Origin of the sequence: Pontibacter virosus (assembly GCF_003096355.1) — a bacterium.
Taxonomy (GTDB): domain Bacteria; phylum Bacteroidota; class Bacteroidia; order Cytophagales; family Hymenobacteraceae; genus Pontibacter; species Pontibacter virosus.
Genome location: NZ_QEKI01000014.1, coordinates 1 through 19263 on the forward strand (window position 1 = coordinate 1; position 19263 = coordinate 19263).

Annotated in this window: 15 protein-coding genes; 7 read left to right on the top strand and 8 right to left on the bottom strand. The window is 50.3% G+C overall.

What is annotated here, in order from left to right:
* Positions 1–113: 113 nt before the first annotated feature.
* Both C8E01_RS16785 and gyrB read right to left on the bottom strand, forming a co-directional pair.
* Complete coding sequence (locus tag C8E01_RS16785; protein ID WP_116544623.1) at positions 114–473, bottom strand: immunity protein YezG family protein; 360 nt, start codon at positions 471–473, stop codon at positions 114–116.
* Positions 474–698: 225 nt separating this feature from the next.
* Positions 699–2657: a DNA topoisomerase (ATP-hydrolyzing) subunit B gene (gene gyrB / locus C8E01_RS16790; RefSeq protein ID WP_116544624.1), complete on the bottom strand. Its 1959-nt coding sequence runs from the start codon at positions 2655–2657 to the stop codon at positions 699–701.
* 444 nt (positions 2658–3101) lie between these two features.
* Here gyrB and C8E01_RS16795 point away from each other — a divergent pair, with 444 nt between their 5' ends.
* The 5 genes from C8E01_RS16795 to C8E01_RS16815 all read left to right on the top strand — a co-directional run bounded on the left by C8E01_RS16795 (position 3102) and on the right by C8E01_RS16815 (position 5550).
* Positions 3102–3431, top strand: a complete 330-nt coding sequence (locus tag C8E01_RS16795) for a DMT family protein (protein WP_116544625.1) — start codon at positions 3102–3104, stop codon at positions 3429–3431.
* Positions 3432–3508: 77 nt separating this feature from the next.
* The gene (locus tag C8E01_RS16800) at positions 3509–3937 is read left to right on the top strand and encodes a hypothetical protein (protein ID WP_116544626.1); all 429 of its coding nucleotides are present in this window, start codon (positions 3509–3511) and stop codon (positions 3935–3937) included.
* A 99-nt stretch (positions 3938–4036) separates the two neighbouring features.
* Positions 4037–4465, top strand: coding sequence for a magnesium transporter CorA family protein (locus C8E01_RS16805; RefSeq protein WP_116544627.1), 429 nt, complete (start codon positions 4037–4039; stop codon positions 4463–4465).
* Positions 4452–5141, top strand: a complete 690-nt coding sequence (locus C8E01_RS16810; protein WP_116544628.1) for an SCO family protein — start codon at positions 4452–4454, stop codon at positions 5139–5141. Before C8E01_RS16805 ends, C8E01_RS16810 begins: the two co-directional genes overlap by 14 nt.
* Positions 5125–5550, top strand: coding sequence for a c-type cytochrome (locus C8E01_RS16815; protein WP_116544629.1), 426 nt, complete (start codon positions 5125–5127; stop codon positions 5548–5550). Before C8E01_RS16810 ends, C8E01_RS16815 begins: the two co-directional genes overlap by 17 nt.
* Positions 5551–5615: 65 nt before the next feature.
* On the opposite strand, the gene C8E01_RS16820 is transcribed toward C8E01_RS16815, so the two are convergent.
* The 6 genes from C8E01_RS16820 to C8E01_RS16845 form a co-directional block, all read right to left on the bottom strand.
* Positions 5616–6122: a cupin domain-containing protein gene (locus C8E01_RS16820; protein WP_116544726.1), complete on the bottom strand. Its 507-nt coding sequence runs from the start codon at positions 6120–6122 to the stop codon at positions 5616–5618.
* Between the two features lie 337 nt (positions 6123–6459).
* Positions 6460–7056 (bottom strand): hypothetical protein, encoded by a 597-nt coding sequence (locus tag C8E01_RS16825; protein ID WP_116544630.1) that lies wholly within the window; start codon positions 7054–7056, stop codon positions 6460–6462.
* Between the two features lie 9 nt (positions 7057–7065).
* Positions 7066–8889, bottom strand: a complete 1824-nt coding sequence (locus tag C8E01_RS16830) for a site-specific DNA-methyltransferase (protein ID WP_133242785.1) — start codon at positions 8887–8889, stop codon at positions 7066–7068.
* Positions 8890–9187: 298 nt separating this feature from the next.
* Entirely contained in the window at positions 9188–9784 is a 597-nt protein-coding gene (locus tag C8E01_RS16835; RefSeq protein WP_116544632.1) for a class I SAM-dependent methyltransferase, read from the bottom strand.
* Between the two features lie 148 nt (positions 9785–9932).
* Entirely contained in the window at positions 9933–10451 is a 519-nt protein-coding gene (locus C8E01_RS16840; RefSeq protein WP_116544633.1) for a cupin domain-containing protein, read from the bottom strand.
* A gap of 27 nt (positions 10452–10478) precedes the next feature.
* A complete protein-coding gene (locus C8E01_RS16845) occupies positions 10479–10742 on the bottom strand; it encodes a DUF4279 domain-containing protein (protein ID WP_116544634.1) in 264 nt (87 codons plus the stop codon).
* Between the two features lie 404 nt (positions 10743–11146).
* Here C8E01_RS16845 and C8E01_RS16850 point away from each other — a divergent pair, with 404 nt between their 5' ends.
* Positions 11147–16582, top strand: coding sequence for an alpha-2-macroglobulin family protein (locus C8E01_RS16850; RefSeq protein ID WP_116544635.1), 5436 nt, complete (start codon positions 11147–11149; stop codon positions 16580–16582).
* 255 nt (positions 16583–16837) lie between these two features.
* On the top strand, positions 16838–19186 hold the full coding sequence (gene pbpC / locus C8E01_RS16855) for a penicillin-binding protein 1C (RefSeq protein WP_116544636.1): 2349 nt from the start codon (positions 16838–16840) through the stop codon (positions 19184–19186).
* Positions 19187–19263 lie beyond the last annotated feature (77 nt).

The following is a 19263-nucleotide window of genomic DNA, read 5'->3' on the forward strand; positions in this document are numbered from 1 at the left end:
AATCTCTTCCGACTTAAAACCCATAACGGGTCGCACGGTTAGTGCAACCACGGCTTCATTGTCGGAACTCCGTACCCAACGAAGCCTTAGTTGTTTGCCCGATGTAATTCTTTTTACTCTCTATTATCTTGGAAGTACTGGTCCCACGAATATTCTATGTCAAACTGATGACTTGAGGTAAGCTTAAAGACAAATGTGTTCCAAGGAGTATAATTGTTTTCTACAGTATATTCCTTTAAATCATCTATTACATCGTAGATATTAACTTTCGACTTAGAAACAGATATTGGTGCAATATTTATTTTAACGCTATTATTTTCAAAATCCAAGTTGGTTCTTATAAATCCATCTTCGGCTGCTTTTACTGTGAAAACTGCCTTATCCCAGTCTTCAATAATGTTATAGTCCAAAGAGTCTATTAAGTATTGGCCTATCGAAGTATAAAGGTCATTCTCTTTTACTTGATTTTTCATTTTTCTTATTTATTTATTACGGGCAACTTGTGTATAACAGGAGTACCTACTCCTACTATCTGCACTATGTATGGAGAGCTATCATTTTAACAAAGCACATGCATACAGCAAATTTTAACTCATCTAATATACAGAATTGAAACATACTCTTTATAAAATATAAACAAAAAAGCGGCTGCCCTCTCTCGAGAACAGCCGCTTTTAAAATATGATAGTCTAATAAGCTTACACGTCTACACGAGCGTACTTGGCGTTGCGCTCGATGAAGTCGCGGCGTGGGCCTACCTCGTCGCCCATCAGCATCGAGAACAGGTGGTCGGCCTCGGCGGCTGACTCGATCGTCACACGCTTCAAGCTTCGTGTTTCCGGGTCCATGGTCGTGTTCCAGAGCTGCTCCGGGTTCATCTCACCAAGACCTTTGTAGCGCTGCACGCCTACGCTGTCTTCTCTGCCCTTGCCCAATTCGGCAATGGCGTCGATGCGGTCCTGCTCACTCCAGCAGTAGCGCTCTTCTTTGCCTTTCTTCACCAGGTATAGCGGCGGCAAGGCAATGTAAATGAATCCTCTCTCAATCAGCTCTCTCATGTAGCGGAAGAAGAAGGTCAGGATCAGCGTACGGATGTGCGATCCGTCCACGTCCGCATCTGTCATGATGATGATGCGGTGGTAACGAAGCTTCTCCATGTTCAGCGCTTTCTCGCCCTCTGACGTTCCGAAGCTCACACCCAGCGCCGTTATCATGTTCTTGATCTCTTCGCTCTCGTAAATGCGGTGCTCTTGTGCTTTCTCTACGTTCAGGATTTTACCACGGAGTGGCAGAATAGCCTGGAACATACGGTTACGGCCCTGCTTGGCAGATCCGCCCGCTGAGTCACCTTCTACGAGGTAGATTTCGCAATTCTCCGGGTTGTTGTCAGAGCAGTCGGCCAGTTTACCTGGCAAGCTGGTGCTGGAAAGTACGTTCTTGCGCTGCACCATTTCGCGGGCTTTTCGGGCTGCGTTACGGGCCTGCGCGGCCAGAATCACCTTCTGCACAATGATGCGGGCTTCCTTCGGATTCTCTTCGAGGAACTCGTTCAGCATTTCGCCTACAGCCACATCCACAGCACCACCCACGTCGGAGTTACCCAGTTTGGTTTTGGTCTGCCCCTCAAACTGCGGCTCCTGCACTTTCACCGAAATCACGGCTGTCAGACCTTCGCGGAAGTCATCACCGGCAATCTCGATCTTCACCTTGTCCAGCATACCTGACTTGTCGGCATAGGCCTTCAGGGTACGGGTAAGAGCGCGTCGGAAACCACCTACGTGCGTACCACCCTCTATGGTGTTGATGTTGTTCACATACGAAAAGATGTTCTCAGAATACGATGTGTTATACTGCAGCGCAATTTCCACAGGTACACCGTTCTTCTCGCTTTCGATATAGATCGGCTCCGGAATCAGGTTCTCACGCGTCTCATCTAAGTAGGCCACAAACTCCTTCAGACCGCCTTCTGAGTAGAACGATTCAGAAAGTGGCTGCCCATCTTCACCGATCTCACGCAGATCCGCCAGGTTAATGCGGATGCCCTTGTTCAGGAAAGAAAGTTCGCGCAGACGGCTGGCAATGGTGTCGTACTTATACTCGGTAGTCGTAAAGATCGAGGCATCCGGCTGGAAAGTTACTGTCGTACCGGTTTTGTCGGTCGTACCGATCTCGCGCACCGGGTAGGCAGGCACCCCAATGTTGTAGTGCTGCTCGAATACTTTGCCGTTGCGGTGCACTGTTACGTGCATGTCGGTTGAGAGGGCGTTCACGCAGGATACACCCACGCCATGCAGACCACCAGATACCTTGTAGGTGTCTTTGTCGAACTTACCGCCGGCGTGCAGCACGGTCATTACCACCTCCAGGGCCGAGCGGCCTTCTTTCTGGTGGAAGTCGGTAGGTATACCTCGGCCATTGTCAGAAACCGTAACGGAGTTGTCTGTATTGATGGTCACATTGATCGTGTCGCAATGACCGGCCAGGGCCTCGTCAATGGAGTTGTCCACAACCTCCCATACCAGGTGGTGCAGGCCTTTTATACCAATGTCGCCAATGTACATGGCAGGACGCTTGCGCACGGCCTCGAGTCCTTCCAGTACCTGAATACTATCTGCTGAATAATTGTTATGCAATTGTTTTTCTTCTACTTCACTCATGTGTGTCATTGGGTAGATTGAATAGGTAAAATTACCAATTTATTTCGTTTTATCTATGCTTTTCGGGGCAGTATTTATGCCGATTGCCGTACACCCGCCGGGCAATGCGTAACCCGAGCCGGATGTGCCTTCATTTAAACAAAATATCGACACCATTAGTGCCTGTTTTACAAATACTTATACCTTAAAAACACAAAAAGACCACCTCTTGTGAAGGCAGTCTTTTCGTTCAAATCGAATGCAAATTATATTGACAAAATAGGACGGGTGTTTTCCCCGCTCAAGTTCTACTTCGCCCTTAGGAGCGGCCCGCAGGCCGGCCCGGTTTTTTTCATAGCTCAGTCAGGCATTGCATCGTGTTGTAAACGAACATACTGCCTCTGCATTGTGAAGGTTGCTGAAAATTTCCGTTGCCATACATGTACCTTGTGTTAAATTTCGGCCATGAAAACGATCATTCTCCTCCTTATCTCCAATATCTTCATGACCTTCGCCTGGTACGGTCACCTGAAGTTCAAAGACACCGTGCTCTGGAAGGTCATCCTGGTCAGTTGGTTCATCGCCTTCTTTGAGTACCTGTTCCAGGTGCCCGCCAACCGGATCGGCCACGGGCAGTTCACGGCCTTTCAGCTCAAAACGATACAGGAAGTCATCACGCTCGTGGTGTTTGTGGCCTTCTCGGTGCTATACCTGAAAGAAGAAGTCAAGTGGAATTACATCGTCGGGTTTGTCTTCATTCTGCTGGCCGTGTTCTTCGTGTTTAAGAAGTGGTAGTTGAATTGTTGAATTGTTGAATTGTTGAATTGTTGAATTGTTGAATTGTTAACTGATTTTTTCCGCATTATAAGCTTATGATGAGGTATAGTTTTCTTGATCCTGCGTTGCTGAAAAAGGCTTTTCTCGATCTCATGCGGCCGGACGAGATCTGCTGGAAACCCCTGGATATAGAGGCGGGGATCAGAGCACTTACTACCCATGGAAAGACGATCGGGGCAATATCAATTTACTTCAAGTCAGGAGATGGGTTTTATTGCCCTGTATGGGACGATTGCCTGCTGCTGGAGGGTGTTAATGATGCATATTGGCATTTGTTCGAGGGCCTTCATTTTCAGCAGGAAGTAACCCTGGAACTGGTGTATCAGTTGATAAACCGGTTTGCCCTTGTAAAGCCACAATCGTATGACTGGGCTGAAGACACAGCATGTTTTAAGACGGCTATCGCATCAGAGCTCGCCCGGTATGACTTAAGTGAAATGTACTTCTGTTTACAATTGGACTAGAGAAGCTATACCTTTGCCGCCATACCTGTATCTTTGCAAAAACAGCGTTGCGTAGAAGAAAACAGCGTTGCTCTGATTTAAAGAAAACCTATACCTATCATGAAAAAGTGGTTGCTATACCTGAGTTTGCCGCTCACACTGATCGCTTGCGAGGGTGGCGCCAGTGAAGCGGAACGTCAGCAGACCCTGGAAACCGAGGTGATGGACCTGCACGACGAAGCGATGGCCGACATGGGCAAGATTTACCGCCTGCGCCGTAACCTCACCAGCCTCCGCGACAGCCTGCAGGCGCAGTCAACCGACACGGGCACCATCAGCCTGCTTACACGCCGTATACAGGAGCTGGAAGAAGCCGATGAAGCCATGATGGAATGGATGCGCCAGTACAAAGCACCCGACACGTTGGCACACCAGCAGGCCATGGTATACCTAAACGCGGAGCATCAGAAAATGGAACGCGTCAAATCACTGATGGACAGCACCATCACCAATGCACAAGAAACCTATGCCACTTATGGAAAGAAATAAACTAAGCACCTTGTTTTCAGCTCTGCTGCTTGGACTCTCGGCGCTCGGCTGGCAGGCATGCTCTCAAGGCAATTCTGAAACCAGCGACCTCCCCTACCTGGGCGAACGCCAGCTGGTGCAGCGCGAAGTCGACGGCCAGCAGGTAACCGACACAGCATACCACCGCATACCTGACTTCGCTTTCATCAACCAGGACAGCCAGGTAGTGACCAGCCTCACGGTGCAGGACAAGGTATACGTCACCGACTTTTTCTTCACCACTTGCCCGACCATCTGCCCCAAAATGAAGAGCCAGATGCTGCGAATTTACGAGGCGTTTGAAGACGATCCGCGGGTGATGCTCCTCTCCCATACCATTGACCCCAAACACGACACGGTGGCCGTACTTCGCGACTACGCAGACCGCCTGCAGGTGAACAGCGACAAGTGGCATTTTGTAACCGGCGAGAAAGACAGCATCTACAGCATTGCGCTGCAGTACATGGTGTCGGCAATGGAAGACGAAGAAGAGCCCGGCGGGTTTGTGCACAGCGGCGCCTTTGTGCTGGTAGACCAGAACCGCCACGTGCGCGGCATCTACGACGGCACCGACCCTGCCCAGGTCGACCGGCTGATCCGGGACATACCTGCCCTCTTGCCTAAAAAGAAAAAGAAGAAGGATGCTGATAAAAACTAAAATCTTGCTGTATGGGGCAGGTATAGCCGCCCTGCTCACCCTGACCCGGTGCTTCTACTCAGACAAGCAAAACGAGGGAGAGCGGCTCTATACCCAGTATTGCGCTAACTGCCACATGGACGATGGCAGCGGTCTCCGCAACCTGATTCCGCCCCTGGCCGGTGCTGACTACCTGGAAAACCACCGCGACGAGCTGGCCTGCATCATCCAACACGGGCAGACGGGCAACATAGTGGTGAATGGCAAGAACTATAACCAGGGCATGCCGGGTTTTGAGCACCTCAGCAAAGGGCAGATCACCAACATCCTCAACTACGTGCAAACCAACTTCGGCAACAACAATCCGCGGTTCTCTATACAGGAAGTGGAAAAGCAGCTGTTTAAATGTCGCCACTTGCTGGAGCAGTAAAATAAAAAAGGCGCTGCAGTTGGTCTACAGCGCCTTTTTCTATACCTGATTTCTATACCTAAGATTTATCTCCCAAAATCGTCCTGCACACGCACAATATCGTCTTCGTTGGACGGGTTGTCTGCATCGGTGTGCTGCCAGATCTCGGCTAGTACGCCCCATCCGTCGAGGCCTACCAAACGGTGGCGTTCCCCTTGGCGCAGCGTGATCAGGTCACCAGGCCGTAGCACTTTCAGTTCGCCTTCTTCATCTGTATCGCTGGTTACTACACCCACGGTGCCTTTCACCACTTTCCAGATTTCGGCGCGGCGGTGGTGGTACTGCCAGCTCAGTCGCTTGTGCGGTGCCACCAGCAGTATTTTCGGGCTCAGCTTACCCGATATCTTTAGCTGATCGACCGGCATGCTATCAAAATAGGCGTTGGCGAAGTCCTGCGCCTGCGTTTCGTCAATCACAAAAAAGCCACCCCACGGACGGTCCTGGTCTTGGCTGCTGATGTTGAATTGCTGCTGCTTTAGTTGCTGTTCTACTTCTGAGAAAAGGGCTGCTTTATCAGTTGTGTCGGCTGTCATGTTCTGTTGGTCTTTAAGGGTGATAGCAATATACGTGCAGGTATAGGCTAACGGAAAATACAGGTAGCCTGTTGAGGCGAGACGCAAATTTAGTATAATTCTACAGAAGGCAATATTGTGCTGCGGCTAGATCCGTTTCAAGTCAGCAGGTTCTACCTTTGGGGGAGCAAAAGTAGTGTTTGTAACTGCGGGAAAATTGCTATTAAGTTACTCCCTCTTGAGTTAAATCTGAAATTCGCGTTCCCATTGATCCTTGGTCTCAAGTCGCGAGCCCATTTTCTTAGCCGTCTTTATAGGTTAACCTTAGATAATCAAACAGCCCTAAGCGATCAGCAACTTATCCCCGACCTGAAAGATTTGGCTGGCGCTGAACCTCTTTTCCAGAAAAAACGCTCCGAAAGAAACGCTCGAAATTTTTGTCCAGAGCACCCCATTTAAACTCGTGGTTGGGCGTACGGTAGCTGTAGCCCGCAAAGGTGTTCTTCGTAACCACCGGAAATTTGCTGATCACCTGTCCGGAAATCCAACCGTAAAATCCGACCTGCTTTTTTACAAAATCCACCCAACCCACGATCACATAATTTTTAGTAGCTGGTTTCTGCTCCTGTGGATAACCATAAGTCCAATTGTCATTTGGCGGCCTGTCGGTCGACTTTTTTGCGACCTTCACGTCAATTTTACTTTCGGCCATCAAAAAATCAAAGGCATCCGAATTCCTGTTTTCGAAACCTGCACGATCAACTTCGTAGGTATAGCCGAGGGATTGGAGCCAATGTTCGAACGCATATTCGCCCATGCATCCCAGCACCGCCTTCTCAAGGCGTTCTTTTTCTGAAAGTCCAAAGCGTGAGTACAGGCCGTTGCGGACCATGTCTGCCGCACACTGCCGGGCTATCGCGAGGTTGGCATCAAAGTCAAAATCTTGCACGAGCATTGCTTTTCATCAGATTGATTTAAAATCAATACCGATATTCTGCAAGGTTAGTTGTAAATTGGTCTTGTCGATTTCGTTAAGTTGGAACAGGGAGTCCGGACAGATGAACGCCCTGGGCTTCAGCTCGATTGCTTTTTTCAGAACCTCCTCGTTGATCGTGTCCAGTCCATACAGCAGACCTTCCTGCACGACTTCATACAGCACGGTATCACCCACAGGCACCTCATTTATAGCGGCCGTCAGAAGTATACCTGACCTGAGTAGCATTTCCCATAGCCTGTACTCCCGGTTTGCATGGTTCATCTCAGCCCGTGCAAAGAGCGGCAGCTGCTTCGCCTTGTCCCTTTCAGTTCGGCCGCCGTCTGTACGCCAAACGCCAAAGTTGGAGGGAGCGAGTTTGAAATATCGAAAGCCTGTATCGAGTGTTGCAGCGCCCTCCTGTGTTTGCAGGTTTTCATGCAGTAAGAGCAGGCGTTTTCGAGTGATATCGGATATGGTTCTGAAGCCCTGCTGAAAGGCTTTTGTTGTAGGGGCGATCTGCTCGTCGAGCTGCACGCAAATGTATTTCCGGTTGCCGCCATCCTGCTGGTTCATTTCGAGCACGGCCTGGGCAGTGGCACCCGAACCGGCAAAAAAGTCCAGAAAGATGCCATCCGGATCGTCGGAGAAACCCAGCAGGTACTTGATCAAACTGGGCGGCTTTGGAAAGTCGAATACTTTGGCCCCAAACATCGCTTCGAGCTGGGCGCTTGCATTTTCGTTTGTACCCACCCCGACTTTTGAATTGATCAGGTTTGGCGGTACCTCTTTATCGTACACCAGTTTTTCGTACGAAGGGCTCAGTTTGATCGTAGGTATACTAATTATGGTGCCCTTGCTTATTTCTTCGTTCAGCTTAGGCTGCGACCACTTGAACTTGGCCTTCAGCACAACCGGCTTTACAAAGAGTCCGCCTTTCACTTCCGTGTCCTCCAGCAACTCAATGGCATAGCTGTCGGTGCCATAGCTGCCTTTCTTTAGCAGGCCGTCCTCCAGACGGGTAGTCACCACATCGGCTGGGAATGTCAGTTTACCCAGTTTGTTCGATTGGTTGAGCAGTCCGTTGGAGCTGGTGCTTTTTTTCCGTATGCCCTTGAATTTCTCCTTGTCCTTATTTTTCTGATAGCAAAGCACATACTCCACCACTTTTTTGCTCTTCCTGGACAGGTTGGCCGGTGTCTCGGATTTGGCCCACGAAAAGTAGTCGATGAAATTCTCTTCCCCAAACACCTCATCCATAACCAGTTTCAAGTTAGCCAGTTCGTTATCATCGATGCTCACGAAGATAATACCGTCTTCACGGAGCAGCGTCCGGGCGAGCGACAGCCTTGTCAGCATCATGCTGAGCCAGTTGGAATGGCCGCTTTGCTTACGGTCAGTCTGAGAACGGCCACTTTTTCCTGCAAAGTTGTCGGCATAAATGAAGCTATCGGAACCTGTATTGTAGGGAGGGTCGATGTAGATGCCCTTTACCTTGCCTTGATAGGCCTTCTGCAGCACTTTCAGCACATGAAGGTTTTCCCCTTCAATAAATAAATGCTGCGTCTGCAGCCAGTTGACAGACGCATCCGGAACAGGTATAAGCGTGTCGGTTACAGGCGTCTGTATTTGTCTGTAGGCTTCTGCTTTGCCCGTCCAGGACAGTTGGTATAGCTCCGGCTCTGGGTGCACCTGATCACCCAGCAAGTCTTTCAACTGCGCTATGTTGAGCTTGTTCCCGGTAAAGGCAAACGGTATGATCTCCTTCAGCTTTAGAAGCAGGTCTTCCGGATTATGTAAGGACTCGCCGTTCATGGTCAAATCTTCTGTAAATCTGTATTTAAACTGGTTGCCAGGTATAGCATACACGCTTCACAGCCATTTTGCTGTATGGACAGTAGGCTTTGGATACACAACAGCGCCCTGATTCTGCTCTGGAGCAGGACCTGTGCCATGTTTTGAGGAAATTTATCTGGAGCGGGAAGTAGTGCTATACCCTGGCAAAAGTTGAAGATAACTAATAAACCAGAAATGAAAGGCAGGAAATTTTAGATTAAACTGAATTCTTAAAAAGCAAGTCTCTTTGGCAGAGAATATTCTTTATAGAAGATGATCAACTTTGTCTTCTTGCGATAACTATTACGTGCCGTTGCGGGTACTGATCCAACTCCAGGTGCCTGCATTGGCAGTTGTTTTCGGCCAGTATCTTTAGATTCGCGTCTATCCCGATAGAGCTGTAGCCGAACTTCTCGCCCAGCCAGGTATCTTCATGCTCACCTTCGGCATCGCCAAAAGTATAAATTAAGACGCCCTGCGGATGTAAGAGTCGGCAGAGCTTTTCAACTACGGGCTTCTGAAATTTCAATGGCAAATGAAAAATACTGTCCCATGCGACAATCAGATCAAACTTCTGTTCTGTTTCCCATTCGATGATATCCGCTTTCTCAAACCTCACTTGCGGATGATTCTCTTTCGCCAGTTGCAGCATACCTCCCGAAACATCGATTGCGTTTAGCCCGAAGCCGTTGTCCAAAAGCCTGTTTATGATGCGACCGCCACTCCCGCACCCTACATCCAATGCCGTACTCTTTTCAGCGCAATACCATATGGCCCGCTCGATCATCGAGATACCGTAGTCTGACCCTATCATATCGGCATTCCACTGCTGGGCAATTTTGTCGTAACTTTTGGCTAGTTGGGAGGGGTTCACGGTTGGGCTTTTCTAGATTATTAACTGGGCGCAATTTCGGATGATATCATCACGCCAGGTCTGTTGAGAGGGTACTTATACGTCAGGAGTGCAGTGCAGTACGTGAGCGAGCGGCGAACCTGTAGCTGGAGAGTAACATACTCAAAAGTCATATTTTGTATCCTAACAGAGCCCCTAGCTTTGCCATTACCATCAAAACTAATTTTGGAGGTTTTACCGATTCTGTGGTTTCAGTGTATTTTAAAGCGTGCTGGGATAAATAAGCTAAGTTCTTAAAGCCCTTCATCCCATTTATTTTCCCTTCTTTCACCAACAATTCCATCGCTACTAAAGATGCTCCGAAATTAAGTCCCGGGGAGTGGGTGTTTGTTAAATATGCCGGGTACCGAGACTTATTTCTGAAGCCATGTACTGCCCTCCTGGGTATGAACGCTTCTTCACCTGCTTTAATTGTTTTCCATTTGCCATCGAGGTAAAGCTCAATCTGCCCTTCATGAACTTTATAATACTCGTCCTGATAAGGGTGAAAGTGAATATTAGATTCTGCGCCCGGGAAGAACGTTGCCTTTACTTCAAAAGGTTTATGTAGAGATACCAGTTCCTGGTCATTACTGTATTCCGCAGTAATGCCTAACACCTGTTTTAAATTAATCTTTTGAGCTTCCATTCCTTTTCACAATTAACGATGTGCCCGTCAACGGATTGGTATAGCAAATCCCGAAGCGTAATACCTTGCTGTACGGGTGTTATTCCTCCTTCTCTGCTGTATAGCATTTTGACTCTTTCCGGTTGACCACTTCCAGCAGGCGTATTTCTGATCAGGAAGATACCGCCCTCTATCTCCCTTCTTCCAAGAGTCTGTTGGCTCTATTTCAAGTTCTCTTGTAACTTCCTTAGGTTCAAAGTCATCACCATGAAAGGCAAAATAGACATAAGACCTTGAGAGAGTCTCATTCATACTTTTAATCTTATACAACTACATTGAAAGTGTGAAAATATAATTGTTAACACCATATGCGAAGGTACAGATTACCATTGCCCACCAAGCCACTTCCGATAGCGTTTACACCACCCCTGCCTTCGCATACTTACTTCAGCTAATATACCATTATACGACTATAATCCAGGTGAATAGTACTTGAAATTCCTTCTCATGCGCTGTACTGTCAATTTTAAATAAGGCCGTCAGGAATAGCGCATATACAGGGAGTAATTCAGGTATAAGTAATACAGGAAATTGCTATATTGTCAGATTGAAACAGGCATATTTATACCTGCCTGGATGCCAGATACAAACCAATTGCTACCATACAGCATGGCAGCCTATAACCACCGAATCCACCGCTTTCCTCTATCCATACTATGAATATTAGACACTCCCATCCTGCTCTGCTTCAACACCTGCTCAGGTTCAGTATATTGCTTTGTGTAGTTTGCTTTTTCAGCTGCCGTAGCAAAAGCGATGAACTACGGCTGCAAAACAAGAACTTCGAGCAGGAAATTGCCCGGGAGCAGAACCTGGTGTTCACTTTTGACAAAGACTTGGTAGGTGACTCGCTCCTGAACCAATGGGACACCATACCCTACCTGAGCCTCACGCCAAAGGTGGCCGGAAAGTATAAGTGGACGGCGCCGAACGAACTGGTTTTCTCGCCGGACAAGCCATTTGCTCCTACGACTAACTACAAAGCAGAACTTACCGAAAACCTGCTGCTGCATTCAACTGAAAAGTATAAAATCCCTTCCGGACAAGGTTTTACCTTCCATACTCCTTACCTCCGGCTGCAGCAGGTCAAAAGTTATTGGGTGACCAACGAGAACAACCCCAACCAGTTGGAGGCAAGTCTGCAACTGAATTTCAATTATCCGGTGCTTTTCCAGGAACTGCGGGAGCATTTAAAGGTATACGCTGGAAGTAAAGAGCTACCAGTAGAATTGACCAGCGGCAACCGCGACAACATCACCATCCGGGTGAAAAACGTAGAAGGCCACCAGGACAAGGAAATCCCACTGCGCCTGCAAATTGGCAAAGGCCTGAGCGTAGCCGGAAGCACAACCCAGACCGACCATACCATGGAGCGGGATGTGCTGCTCCCAAGCCGCCAGCGCATGATGGTGTCGGAAGTGGTTACTGCTTTGGAGGAAGGCCAGGAGCGCATCTATGTGCTCACTACGCAACCTGTGACCAACAGCAATATCAGCAACCTGATCGAAGTGAGTCCACGACGAGAGTATACCGTGGAGCGCCTGCAGAACGGCCTGGTGCTAAAAGGCAACTTCAATCAAAACAGCACCTATACCCTCACTCTCTCCGGCGACCTGGCAGGTATGGCCGGCAAACCGATGGGCCAGCCGTACCGGCACAGCGTTACCTTTGACAATACCGAACCCGGCATCAGTTTCGCCAACGCCAAAAGCATATACCTGAGTAGCCGTGGTGCCCGCAACATTGCCCTTAACCTGAACAAAGTGCCGCGCATCAAGGTCAGTATCAGTAAGGTATACGAAAACAACATTTTGCACTACCTGCGCGAGGGCAAGATGTACGACGGCTACTACGACGAGGAAACCGAAGAGTACTACTCCAGCTCCTATTATGATGTGAACGAGAACAATGGCAACACCCTGTTTGAGCGGGAGTACAACACCGAAAGCCTGCGCAAACAGGGCAGCTCTTACCTGCTAAACCTCAACCTGCACGACCTCGATTTCGACAGTCAATTCAAAGGTTTGTATGTGATCACGATGGCCAGCACCGACAAAAACTGGCTAAAGGATTCTAAAATCGTGTCGGTTTCGGACATTGGTCTGATCGCCAAGCAGGGCAAAGACGAAGTGGTGGTGTTTGCAAACTCTATTCGGGAGGCGGCAACACTGGATGGGGTGGAGGTTCGCTTTATCAGCACGAACAACCAGGTGGTGCACAAGGCTACGACCGATAAAGATGGCATGGCCCGGTTCAGCAACACCAGCACAGCAGCGCCAGACTTTAAGATCGGCATGATCACGGCCCGCAGAGGCGACGACTTTAATTACATGCCCTACAGTCAGACGCAGGTGAACACGTCCCGCTTCGAAGTGGGTGGCAAGCGCCTGAACGAGCTCAACTACGATGCCTTTATTTACGGCGACCGCGACCTCTACCGTCCGGGCGACACCATCCATGTCAACACCGTGGTGCGCACGCCGGATTGGAAAACGGTGGCCGGACTGCCTATAAAAGTAAAGTTGCTGCTGCCCAACGGCAAAGAATACCGCAGCACCAAAGGCAAGCTTAACAACCAGGGTGCCAGCGAAACCAGCTTTGTCCTGAATGGCGCGGCTGTAACGGGTACCTATACCCTGGAAGTATACTCAGGCAACGACGTGCTGCTGAACTCGAAGAAGATCGGTGTGGAAGAGTTTATGCCGGACCGTCTGAAGGTGACAGCTATGCTGAACAAGAGCACTTACAATGCCGGTGAAAAGCTGATCCTGAACCTGACGGCCCAAAACCTGTTCGGTCCGCCGGCTGCCAACCGCAATTATGAAGCGCAGCTCAGCTTGAAGAAAAAAGCCTTCGAAGCCAAACGCTACCCGGACTATACCTTCGACATCCGTACCTCTGGCTCCGTTAACATCCAGACCAGCACCCGTCAGGGCGAAACCGATGCGCAGGGCAAAGGGCGGGAAGTGTTTGAACTGGAAAACTTCCGTGATATCGGTCTGTTGGAAGGCTCGCTTTACACAACCGTGTTCGATGAAACCGGCCGCCCCGTTAACCGCCTGAACAGGTTTGATGTGACCACGCAGCAGGCTTTCTTCGGCATCCGGAATTTTGACGACTACGTGAGCACCCGCATCGCCCTGAACATTCCGCTCATCGCCCTGGACCGCAATGGCTCTCCTGTCTCTACCACCGCTAAGGTACAGCTCGTGCGCTATACCTACGAATCCGTGATCGAGCGCTACAGCGACGACTATAACTATAAATCGCAACGAAAAGAGCAGGTGATGATCAGCAACGACATAGCTATACCTGCGAGCGGTGCTACGTTCAATTTCACGCCTGTTTCCTCCGGTCAGTATGAAATTCGGGTGATGCGGCCGGGGGCTTACAACTATGTGGCGCAGGAATTTTACGCCTACGGTTGGGGCGATACCGAGAGCACCTCCTTTGCCGTGAACACCGAAGGCGAAGTAGACATTTCGCTCGATAAAGAAAAATATGAAGTTGGCGACAAGGCCAAAATTCTCTTCAAGTCACCTTTTGCCGGGAAGATCCTGGTTACCGTGGAGCAGAACAACGTACTGAGCTACCACTACCTGAAAACTGACAAGAAAGCAGCTTCGCTTACCCTGCCTATTAAAGACGAGCATTTGCCTACGGCTTACATCACGGCTGTTGCGCTGCGCCAAGTAAAGGACAGCCAGATGCCGCTGACTATTGCCCGTGGCTTTAAACCCTTGACCGTTACCAAGAAGAGCACGCAGTTGTCAGTAGCCATACAGGCACCGGAGTCTTCACGCTCTAATAGGGTGCAGCAGGTGAAGGTGAAAACGGCTCCTAGTGCAGAAGTAACCTTGGCTGTGGTGGACGAAGGCATCCTGCAGATCAAGGATTACCAGACACCTGACCCACACGCCTTCTTCTACCAGAAGCGGGCCTTGGAAGTAACCGGCTACGACCTATACCCTTACCTGTTCCCCGAGTTGGGAGCTCGCTCCAGCACAGGCGGCGACGGCTACGACCTGGCAAAACGTATCAATCCGCTGACCAACAAACGGGTAAAACTGGTGTCGCTGTGGAGCGGTCAGTTAAAGGCAAACGCCAACGGAGAGGCTACGGTGAATGTGCGTATACCTGAGTTTTCGGGAGCGGTGCGTATTATGGCCGTGGCATACAAAGACAATGCCTTCGGTTCTTCTGAAAAGATGATGCGGGTGTCGGATCCGGTGGTGATCAGCACGGCCCTTCCGCGTTTTGTGAGTCCACGCGATACGATTCTGGTGCCGGTCACGCTCAGCAATACGACCACTACCAAAGCCACAGCTGCCAGTACCATTTCCGTAACAGGTCCGCTGCGTGTGGTAGGCGAAAGCAAGAAATCGACAGGTATAAACCCGAACACAGAAGCACAGATCACTTACAAATTAGTAGCCACCTCAGCCATTGGCGCTGCCACAGTGAAAGTGACAGTCAATGCTCTGAACGAGTCTTTTGCCAGCAACACCGATATCACGGTGCGTCCGATTGCGCCGCTGACCAAAGTAGCGGATGCCGGTAGTGTTAAGGACGGTGCAACAGCCGGCATCAAACTGGCCAATGACTTTATCCCTTCGTCGGTATCGGCGAAGCTGGTGGTGAGCCGTTCACCGCTAGCACAGTTCACTGACGATATCACCTTCCTGTTGCGCTACCCGCACGGTTGCCTGGAGCAGACGACCTCCACAGCTTTCCCGCTGCTGTACTACACCGACCTGGCCCGTTCCCTGCAACAGGACCAGAAGAGCCGCAGCTTCAACCCGATCTATCTGGTGCAGGAGGCCATCACCAAAATTGAACTGATGCAGCAGTACGACGGTGGATTCACTTACTGGCCGGGCGGCACTTACACCGACTGGTGGAGCAGTACCTACGCCACGCACTTTTTATTGGAAGCCAAGAAAGCCGGCTTTCCGGTAACGCAGGAGGTCCTAGACAAAGCCGTGCGCTACCTGCAGCAAAAGGTAAAAGGCAAGGCCATGGAAGAATATCGCTATTACGACGCCAGTCGCCAGGTACAGAGCAAGTACATCGCCGCCCGCGAAACGACTTACTCGCTGTACGTGCTCAGTATAGCCGGCACGGTGGATTGGTCGACCATGAACTACTATAAAGCAAAACCAGAACTGCTGTCGATTGATGCCCGTTACCTGCTGGCCAGCACCTATGCCCTGAACGGCAGCCGCGAGAGCTTCAACCAGATCCTGCCCCGCTCCTTCGCTGGTGAAACTTCAGTACGTGCACTCGGCGGCAGTTTCTACTCCCCGATCCGTGACATGGCGATCTCGCTGAACAGCTTAATTGAAGCTGACCCGGAGAACCCGCAGGTGGGCACGCTGGCACGGCACTTATCGGATGAACTGCGCTCGAAACGTTGGTTCAACACCCAGGAACGAGCCTTTGCCCTGATGGCATTGGGCAAGCTGTCGAGCAGGAACCAGGGTAACCAGACCGCGCAGGTATACCAGAATGGCAAAGTGATCGGCACTTTCTCCGGCAATGATTTGACGCTGACCAACAACATCGGCAGCGGACCGATCAGTATTCGGGGTAAGGGCAATGGCACGACCTACTATTTCTGGGAACTGGAAGGCATTAGCCAAAGCGGCGATGTGAAGCGCGAAGACAATTACCTGCAGGTGCGTAAAACCTTCTTCGACCGCAACGGACGGGAAATCACCAACAACACCTTCCGCCAAAATGACCTGGTGGTGGTACGTGTAGAGCTGCAGTCACTGGATGGCCGCAGCATGCCCAATATCGCCATAACCGATATGCTACCCGCCGGTTTTGAGATAGAAAACCCACGCCTGATGACCGCCCGCGAGTTCGGCTGGATAGAAGCCCAGAAACCCGCCACCCCAGATCACATTGACATTCGCGACGACCGGATTAACCTGTACGCCACCGCCAAACCACAGCCGCAGTATTTCTTCTACCAGGTAAGAGCCGTGTCGAAGGGGACTTTCCAGTTAGGGCCGATTGGGGCGGATGCCATGTATAATGCAGAGTATAATAGTTATTCGGGGGGTGGGGTTGTGAAGGTAAGGTAAGAGAGTTTGGGAGTTTGGGAGTTTAAGAATTAATGATCTGCACGAGTATTCATCCCCCTGCCCCCTTCAAAGGGGACTTTTCTACTATGTACAATTCCCCTCTAGAGAGGGGCAGGGGTGTGTTATTGCAAAAGCTTAACCTCCCTTCTACCAAGTTCCTTCCAGGATGACAGGAAGTAAAGTAGTAGCTCAGAAGTCCCCCTTTGAAGGGGGCAGGGGGATGACACCACGTGAGTTAAAAAACAACAAAGCTAAATGCAAACACCAGAACCAAAGTATAACTTAAGTCAGCGGCTGCTACCCTTTAGCAAGCCATGGCTCAGGTATAGCTTATACTTTGGTTTAATACTTTGCCTTACCCTTGCTGCGCTCAACCACCTTTACCCCCTCAAAGTAAATATCTTCTACTCCACCGTCATCACGGCTTCGGATGGCAGCGTGATCAATGCTTTTCTGAGCCGGGATGACAAGTGGCGGATGCAGTTGGAGCCGGACGAGATCAACCCGGTCTTAAAAAAAACGGTGCTACTGAAGGAGGACAAGTACTTTTACTACCACCCCGGCATTAACCTCTTTGCTGTAACCAGGGCACTGGTCAACAATACGATCCGGGACAGGAAAACTTCCGGGGCCTCTACCATCACCATGCAGGTCGCGCGACTGCTCTACCCCCAGCAGCGCACCTATGCCAACAAACTTTACGAAATGTTCCGGGCGTTGCAGTTGGAATGGTATTACAGCAAAGACGAGATTTTGCAGCTATACCTGAACCTGGTGCCTTTTGGCGGCAATATTGAAGGCGTGAAGGCGGCTTCTGTTTTATACTTTCACCAGTCGCCAAAGCAGCTAAGCCTGGCGCAGGCTGTCACGCTGACAGTGATTCCGAACAAGCCTTCTTCGCTGCGGATTGGTGAGCAAAACGAGCGAATTGTGGCGTTCCGGAATAAGTGGCTGCGCTACTACTCGGCACAACAGGCATTCCCGGCATCCGAGATTGAAGACGCTTTTCTGGAGCCGCTGGAGGCACGCCGGCAGGAAGCGCCCAAAGTTGCACCGCACTTCGCCTACCGCATGTTCCGTAGGTATAAGAACCAGCCCATCATCAAAACTACGCTTAACCGGCAGGTGCAGGAAAAAGTGGAGCAGCTGGCTTATAACTACATGCAACGGCTTCTCTACCAGAACATTAACAATGCGGCTGTGCTGGTGATCAACAACCAAACCCGGGCTGTAGAGGCTTACCTGGGCTCCGCGGATTTCAACGATTTCGCACACCACGGGCAGGTAGACGGCATTCGGGCGGTGCGTTCGCCGGGCAGCACCTTGAAGCCTTTTCTTTATGCCACCGCTTTTGACAAAGGCACGCTCACCCCAAAGGCAGTGATCACCGATGTACCCGTGGACTATGCCGGCTACCGGCCGCAAAACTACTTTGGCAATTACAACGGCAAGGTCACCATTTCCCATGCGCTGGCGACTTCGCTCAACTTGCCCGCCGTAAAAGTGCTCGACCAGTTGGGTGTAGATGCTTTTGTGCAGAAGCTCAAGCAGGCAGAGTTTTCGGAGATGAAGCGCAAAGGCAACCAACTGGGCCTGTCACTGATCCTGGGTGGCTGTGATGTGAAACTGGAAGAACTGACCCTGCTATACGCCGCCTTTGCCAATCAGGGAAAATATACGCCTGCCCGATGGCTGCAGCAGGATACCATGCAACAGGAAACGCAGCTGCTGTCGCCGGGATCGGCTTACATGGTCAACCAGATCCTGACGCAGCTCACGAGACCCGACCTGCCGCACAATGCTCACAACAGTCCGAACCTGCCCAAAATCGCCTGGAAAACTGGCACCTCGTACGGTCGCAAAGATGCCTGGAGCATCGGCTATAACAAAAAATACACGGTGGGCGTGTGGGTGGGCAATTTCTCTGGCGAGGGCGTACCCGAGCTCAATGGTACCGACTCGGCCACGCCCCTGCTTTTCGACATCTTTAACAGCATTGATTATAATTCCACTACAGGGTGGTTCCAGCAACCTAAAGGCATAGGTTTACGCGTGGTATGCGCCGAAAGCGGCAGCCCCGCCAACAGCTTCTGTAGCAACCAGGTGCTGGATACCTTTATGCCTGGCATCTCGTCCACGCAGAGGTGCAGCCACTTAAAACGAATTGCTATTTCCGGGGACAATAAGTACAGCTACTGCACTAGTTGCCAGCCAGCGACAGGTTTTGTGCAGCAGCTTTACCCAAACTATGCCCCTGAGTTGCTCACCTTCTACGATTCCGAAAAAATACCCTACCAGCAGATACCGGCGCACAACCCCAACTGCAGTCGCATTTTTAAAGAGCATGCCCCGGTTATTACCTCGCCGGCAGCAGGTATGGAGTATCTGCTCGAGCAGGAAGAAAACCAGCAACTGATGTTGCATTGCAATGCCCATAATGAGGTGAAGCAGGTGTATTGGTATATCAACGATAAGTTCCTAGGCGCCACCGCCGCCAACGAAAAGGTATTTTTTGAGCCGCAGAAGGCAGGAAGGTATAAGATCTCCTGTACGGATGATCAGGGACGGAATACGGATAGCTATATCACAGTGAAGTTTCTGTAGAAAATAAGAGACAAGGTTATGCCTCTGGTTCTCGAAAGAGGGTTAGGGCAATGCTGTCAATTGTAAGCATCCCTGTG